The following is a 6,765-nucleotide window of genomic DNA, read 5'->3' on the forward strand; positions in this document are numbered from 1 at the left end:
AAACAGATGACAAGTTTGTTGGTAATTATAGTTTTAGTTTTATTAGCAGTTGCATTATGGCAATTGACCAAGATATTTGATCTTACTCAGGTAGGATCTTCTTCGGACGATTCTCAGGTTGCATCAGATAATGATAATAATATTCAGGGATATATTATGTTCGGCTTTTTAGCTTTCATTTATATCTTCACGATTTACGGTTTACTAAAATGGGGTGGTTTAGCACTTCATAGTCCTGCTTCAGAGCATGGACTTTTAGTAGATAATTTAATGAATATTACTTGGGTTTTAATTTTTGTAGTTCAATTTATTACACAAGGTTTATTATACTGGTTTTCTTTTAAATATAAAGGAAATAAAAATCAAAAAGCTTTGTTTTTTGCTGATAGTAATAAGTTAGAAGCAATCTGGAGTATTATTCCATCAGTAGTTTTAGCTTGTTTAATCCTTTATGGATTATACGCCTGGAACAACATTATGTTTGTTGATAAAGATGAAGATGTAATTGAAATTGAATTATATGCTCAACAATTTAAATGGACTGCAAGATATGCTGGACAGGATAATGTTTTAGGAAAAGCTAACGTTCGTTTAATCGAAGGAGTGAACACTTTAGGTGTTGATATGTCAGATCCAAACGCTCAGGATGATATTGTTGTTAGCGAATTACATATTCCTAAAGGTAAAAAAATACATTTCAAAATGCGTTCTCAAGATGTATTACACTCAGCTTACATGCCTCACTTTAGAGCGCAGATGAACTGTGTTCCTGGAATGGTTACTGAGTTTGCTTTTATTCCAACTTACACGACTTCTGAATACAGAGAGTTGCCATTTATGGTTGAAAAAGTTGCCAATATCAATAAACTAAGAGCTGAAAAAAGCGCTGAGTTGGTTGCTAAAGGTGGTACAGCTTTAGATCCTTATACATTTGATTATTTATTATTATGTAATAAAATTTGTGGAGCTTCTCACTATAACATGCAAATGAAAGTGGTTGTTGATACTCCGGAAGATTATAAAAAATGGTTAAGTGAAAAAACAAGTTTAGCTCAGGATATTAAAGCAGCCGCTGCTGCTGAAAAACCAGCTGAAGGAGTTGAGCCTACTACAGATAGTACTGCTAAAGATACTGTTAAAGCAGTTATTGATACTGTAAAAGCGGTTGTAGCTAAAGTTGCTATGAGATAATATTTATTAAGAAAATTTAAAGTACACATATATGTCAGCAGAAGCGCACGGTCACGATCACGGACACGATCACGAGCACGAACATCATCATAAAGACACGTTCATTACTAAATATATATTTAGTATTGATCATAAAATGATTGCTAAGCAATATTTAATTACCGGTATTATTATGGGTATTATAGGTATTGCAATGTCTTTGCTTTTCAGAATGCAGTTAGCATGGCCAGAGGAGTCTTTCAAAATATTTAATGTTTTATTAGGAGATAAATTTGCACCTGATGGTGTAATGGCAAATGATATTTACCTTGCTTTAGTTACAATTCACGGTACCATCATGGTATTCTTTGTACTGACGGCTGGTTTGAGTGGAACTTTTAGTAATTTACTTATTCCACTTCAAATTGGAGCGCGAGATATGGCTTCTGGATTTATGAATATGATTTCATACTGGTTGTTTTTCTTATCTGCTGTAATAATGTTAAGTTCATTATTTGTTGAAGCTGGACCAGCTTCTGCAGGTTGGACAATTTATCCACCATTAAGTGCTTTACCACAAGCTATTCCAGGTTCTGGTACAGGTATGACTTTATGGTTAGTTTCTATGGCTATCTTTATTGCATCTTCTTTAATGGGATCTTTAAATTACATCGTTACTGTAATCAACTTAAGAACTAAAGGGATGTCTATGACTAGACTTCCACTTACTATCTGGACATTTTTCGTAACAGCTATTATTGGTGTTATTTCGTTTCCAGTATTATTGTCAGCTGCATTATTATTGATTTTCGATAGAAGTTTTGGTACTTCATTCTTCTTGTCTGATATTTATATTGCAGGAGAGGTTTTACACTACCAAGGTGGTTCTCCGGTATTATTTGAGCACTTATTCTGGTTCTTAGGACACCCTGAGGTTTATATCGTAATTTTACCAGCAATGGGTCTTGTTTCTGAGATTATGGCAACGAATTCTCGTAAACCAATTTTCGGATACAGAGCGATGATTATGTCAGTTCTTGCAATTGCATTCTTATCAACAATTGTTTGGGGTCACCATATGTTTATTTCAGGTATGAATCCTTTCTTAGGATCTGTATTTACATTTACAACTTTATTGATTGCAATTCCATCTGCTGTAAAAGCGTTTAACTGGATTACAACTTTATGGAAAGGTAATTTACAATTTAACCCTGCAATGTTGTTCTCTATTGGAATGGTTTCTACTTTCATCACTGGAGGTTTAACAGGGATTATTTTAGGAGATAGTACTTTAGATATTAACGTTCACGATACTTACTTTGTAATTGCTCACTTTCACTTAGTAATGGGTATCTCTGCACTTTACGGAATGTTTGCTGGTATTTACCACTGGTTCCCTAAAATGTACGGAAGAATGTTGAATAAAAACTTAGGTTATATTCACTTTTGGGTAACAGCAGTTTGTGCTTACGGAGTATTTTTCCCAATGCACTTTATTGGATTAGCTGGTTTACCAAGACGTTATTATACAAACACAAACTTCCCATTATTTGATGATTTACAAAATGTGAATGTTTTGATAACAACATTTGCCCTTGTAGGAGGTGCGTTCCAATTAGTATTCTTATACAACTTCTTTAGTAGTATTTTCTACGGTAAGAAAGCAGTTCAGAATCCATGGAAATCTACAACATTAGAGTGGACAACTCCAGTAGAACATATTCACGGTAACTGGCCAGGTGAAATTCCTCATGTATACCGTTGGCCATATGACTACAGTAACCCAAATCATGATGTAGATTTTGTACCGCAAAATGTACCAATGAAAGAAGGTGAAGAAGTTTTACACCACTAAAAAATATTTAAAAAAGACTATCAGAAATGATAGTCTTTTTTGTTTTAGTTAAAGTTCTATTGGTTCAATTTTACTGTTTTACAAACTGATTACTTTGCATATCTTTGTGAGATGAATGAAAATTTAGATCCTACTACAAAGGGATACAATCCAGAAGAGCTAGATCTTGAAAAAAGATTACGTCCGCTATCATTTGATGATTTTGCCGGACAAGATCAGGTTTTAGAGAACCTGAAAGTTTTTGTCGCTGCTGCCAATCAGCGTGGAGAAGCACTTGATCATACACTTTTTCATGGTCCTCCAGGATTAGGTAAAACTACTTTAGCAAACATTCTGGCTAATGAGTTGGAAGTTGGAATTAAAATTACTTCAGGACCGGTATTAGATAAGCCTGGTGACTTAGCAGGATTGCTTACTAATCTTGATGAGAGAGATGTTTTGTTTATTGATGAAATTCATAGGCTAAGTCCTATTGTTGAAGAATACCTATATTCTGCAATGGAGGACTTTAAAATTGATATAATGATTGAATCGGGACCAAATGCCAGAACAGTTCAGATTAATTTGAATCCGTTTACTTTAATAGGTGCTACTACTCGTTCTGGTTTACTTACTGCTCCGATGCGCGCCCGCTTTGGAATTTCATCTCGACTACAATACTATACTACTGAACTTTTAACTACTATTGTTGAAAGAAGTTCTTCAATCTTAAAAATGCCAATTTCTTTGGATGCCGCAATCGAAATTGCCGGGCGTAGTAGGGGAACACCTCGTATTGCTAATGCTTTGTTGCGTAGAGTTCGTGACTTTGCACAAATAAAAGGTAACGGAACGATTGATCTGGAAATTGCTCGTTACGCCTTAAAAGCGCTAAATGTCGATGCACATGGACTTGATGAAATGGATAATAAAATTTTGTTGACTATTATCAATAAGTTTAAAGGAGGTCCTGTTGGACTTTCAACATTGGCAACAGCAGTTTCTGAAAGTAGTGAAACGATAGAAGAAGTTTATGAACCTTTTTTAATTCAGGAGGGGTTTATTATGCGTACTCCTCGTGGGCGTGAAGTCACGGATAAAGCTTATAAGCATTTAGGAAAAATAAATACAAATATTCAGGGCGGCTTATTTTAATATTTTTTCAATGTCTGATAATAAAAAATATAGTTATCCGAACAAACTTTCCATTTTTAGATTTTTTTTGGATGCAGAGGGAGTGAGAAGAAATCCAATTCCTTTTCACAAAAAGTACTTTGATAAACTTGGGGATTCATTTTCTTTAAAAATTGGTATTGCGAAACACTTGATTTTATCGAGAGATAATGAAATTGCACAGCATATTTTGCAGAAAAATCAAAAGAATTATCATAAGTCTAAGTTTCAGTCTGTTTATCTTTCCAAGTATTTAGGAAAAGGATTGTTGACTGTTGATGGCGATTTTTGGCTGAAGCAAAGGAGACTTATTCAACCTGCGTTTCATAAGCAGAAAATGAATCAGTTGGTTGAAAACATGAATCACACTATTATTTCTGAATTAGATGTTTTAGTGGAAGAAAAAACGGTAGATCTTTTTCCTGTAATGAGTCAGTTGGCTTTTAATGTTGTGGCAAAATCCTTATTCGAACTTTCGATTTCTGAAGATAAGCTAAATCGTATAAAAGTTATTATAGAAGAAGTTCAGAATTTCTTAATAAAGGAAATTAGGCTTCCGCATAAAGCCTGGTGGTTTTCTGCTACTGGTCAGGTTAAAAAACATCTTGAATTAGCAAAAGAGAATAATAGTATCATTAGGGAAATTATTGAGGATAGAATTTCTTCAAATAAAGAGACTAATGATTTGCTTAATATGCTTTTAGAAACCCGTTATGAAGATACAGGAGAAGGAATGTCTGTAAAGCAATTAATAGATGAAATTAAAGTTCTTTTTATTGCTGGACATGAGACAACTGCGAATGCATTAACTTTTACTCTTTACCTTCTAGGAAGAAATCGGGAAATTCAACAAAAAGTTTTTGATGAGATTATTGAAATTGAATCACAAACAGAAAATGTCGTTGATCAACTTCAAAAAATGACTTATATAAATGCAGTTTTAAATGAAGCAATGCGTTTGTATCCGCCCGCATGGATTACGGATAGACAAAATGTTGAAGATGATAATATTGGTTTATTCCATTTGAAAAAGGGGACTTTAATTGGGGTTTCTTTTTATGAACTGCATCGTAATCCTAAATATTGGGAGAAACCGGACGAGTTTAATCCGGACCGTTTTCTTGGAGAACAAAAGAAACAGTCAATGCAATATTTTTATCCCTTTGGGGCAGGACCAAGAATGTGTATTGGAGCAGGATTTGCTATTTATGAGATGTGTCTGACCATTTCCCATATTGTGAAAAAATATAAGATAAAATCTACCAACTCGGACATTAAACTTAATCCTTTGATAACATTAAAACCTGTGGGTGTAGAAGTTATATTTTCTAAAAGATGACCATCAATTCACGAGAGACATATTCGAAATTTATAAAAGCTGAGGCGAAACGACTTGGCTTTCTTTCTTGTGGGATATCTAAAGCTGGATTTCTTGAGCAAGAAGCGCCTAGGCTTGAAAAGTGGTTGAAAAATAATCAAAATGGTCAAATGGCTTATATGGAAAACCATTTTGATAAGCGATTAAACCCAACATTGTTAGTTGATGACGCAAAAAGTATAGTTTCACTTTTGTTAAATTACTATCCGGCCGAATCGCAAAATCAGGAAAGTTTTAAAATATCAAAATATGCTTACGGCCAGGATTATCATTTTGTAATTAAAGAGAAATTAAAAGAGTTTCTTCATTCAATTCAAGAAAATATAGGTGAAGTTTCAGGTCGTGCTTTTGTTGATTCAGCACCTGTATTAGATAAAGCTTGGGCTGCTAAAAGTGGATTGGGTTGGATTGGTAAAAATAGTAATCTGTTAACTCAAAAAGTAGGTTCATTTTATTTTATAGCAGAACTTATTATTGATTTAGATTTAGAATATGATCATGCTGTTACGGATCATTGTGGGTCATGTACTGCCTGTATTGATGCTTGCCCTACTCAGGCAATAGTTGCCCCCTATGTTGTTGATGGAAGTAAATGTATTTCCTATTATACTATAGAATTAAAAGAGAATATTCCTTATGAGATGAAAGGAAAATTTGATGAGTGGATGTTTGGTTGTGATACTTGTCAGGATGTCTGTCCCTGGAATCGTTTCTCGAAACCACATTCTGAACCTTTATTTAATCCCAATCCTGAATTGCTTTCTTTTTCAAAAAAAGATTGGCTTGAGATAACAGAAGAAACTTTCAAAAGAGTTTTTAAAAATTCTCCAATTAAGCGAACCAAATTCGATGGTTTAAAACGCAATATTAACTTTTTAGATTAAAAAAAGTTAGATGTTGGTTTTGACTATTTTTTTTCTTTTGAATTGCCGAATATTTTACTTCCAGAATTTTATTTCACATATTTTTATAAAACGAAAAAAAGGCACATTTTTGTAAGAGCCTCTTTTGCAATTTGATATATGTGTCTTTTTTGCAATGTAGGAAATGAAACACAACATGTGTATTTAGTCTATATTTTTTATCGACGAACGGTAAATTTATTGAAGCTTTGTTTTATTGGTTAGCTATAATTTTGCGATAGATATCTGGTAATTAAAATATTACTTCTCTTGCTTGTTGAAGTGTATGAAAGCATTTTTTGAATTTT

The 6,765-nt window shown here is 33.5% G+C and carries 5 protein-coding genes; all 5 read left to right on the forward strand.

Translation table 11 applies throughout. The features are described from left to right. Window positions 1–6: 6 nt before the first annotated feature. The 5 genes from AC3ITQ_RS08280 to queG all read left to right on the forward strand — a co-directional run bounded on the left by AC3ITQ_RS08280 (window position 7) and on the right by queG (window position 6,439). A complete protein-coding gene (locus tag AC3ITQ_RS08280) occupies window positions 7–1,191 on the forward strand; it encodes a cytochrome c oxidase subunit II (protein WP_375034625.1) in 1,185 nt (394 codons plus the stop codon). A gap of 31 nt (window positions 1,192–1,222) precedes the next feature. Continuing rightward, complete coding sequence (locus AC3ITQ_RS08285) at window positions 1,223–3,025, forward strand: cytochrome c oxidase subunit I (RefSeq protein ID WP_099710744.1); 1,803 nt, start codon at window positions 1,223–1,225, stop codon at window positions 3,023–3,025. Between the two features lie 111 nt (window positions 3,026–3,136). Next, window positions 3,137–4,159, forward strand: a complete 1,023-nt coding sequence (gene ruvB / locus AC3ITQ_RS08290; RefSeq protein ID WP_056188325.1) for a Holliday junction branch migration DNA helicase RuvB — start codon at window positions 3,137–3,139, stop codon at window positions 4,157–4,159. 10 nt (window positions 4,160–4,169) lie between these two features. Further along, window positions 4,170–5,516, forward strand: coding sequence for a cytochrome P450 (locus AC3ITQ_RS08295; protein WP_489237969.1), 1,347 nt, complete (start codon window positions 4,170–4,172; stop codon window positions 5,514–5,516). After that, window positions 5,513–6,439, forward strand: coding sequence for a tRNA epoxyqueuosine(34) reductase QueG (queG, locus tag AC3ITQ_RS08300; protein WP_489237971.1), 927 nt, complete (start codon window positions 5,513–5,515; stop codon window positions 6,437–6,439). Before AC3ITQ_RS08295 ends, queG begins: the two co-directional genes overlap by 4 nt. Window positions 6,440–6,765 lie beyond the last annotated feature (326 nt).

The organism is Flavobacterium sp. KH_001 (assembly GCF_057840745.1).

Bases quoted from the DNA above. Each gene is read 5' to 3' on its own strand.
- AC3ITQ_RS08295 (WP_489237969.1), top strand. From the start codon at position 4,170: ATGTCTGATAATAAAAAATATAGTTATCCGAACAAACTTTCCATTTTT.
- ruvB (WP_056188325.1), top strand. From the start codon at position 3,137: ATGAATGAAAATTTAGATCCTACTACAAAGGGATACAATCCAGAAGAG.
- queG (WP_489237971.1), top strand. From the start codon at position 5,513: ATGACCATCAATTCACGAGAGACATATTCGAAATTTATAAAAGCTGAG.
- AC3ITQ_RS08285 (WP_099710744.1), top strand. From the start codon at position 1,223: ATGTCAGCAGAAGCGCACGGTCACGATCACGGACACGATCACGAGCAC.
- AC3ITQ_RS08280 (WP_375034625.1), top strand. From the start codon at position 7: ATGACAAGTTTGTTGGTAATTATAGTTTTAGTTTTATTAGCAGTTGCA.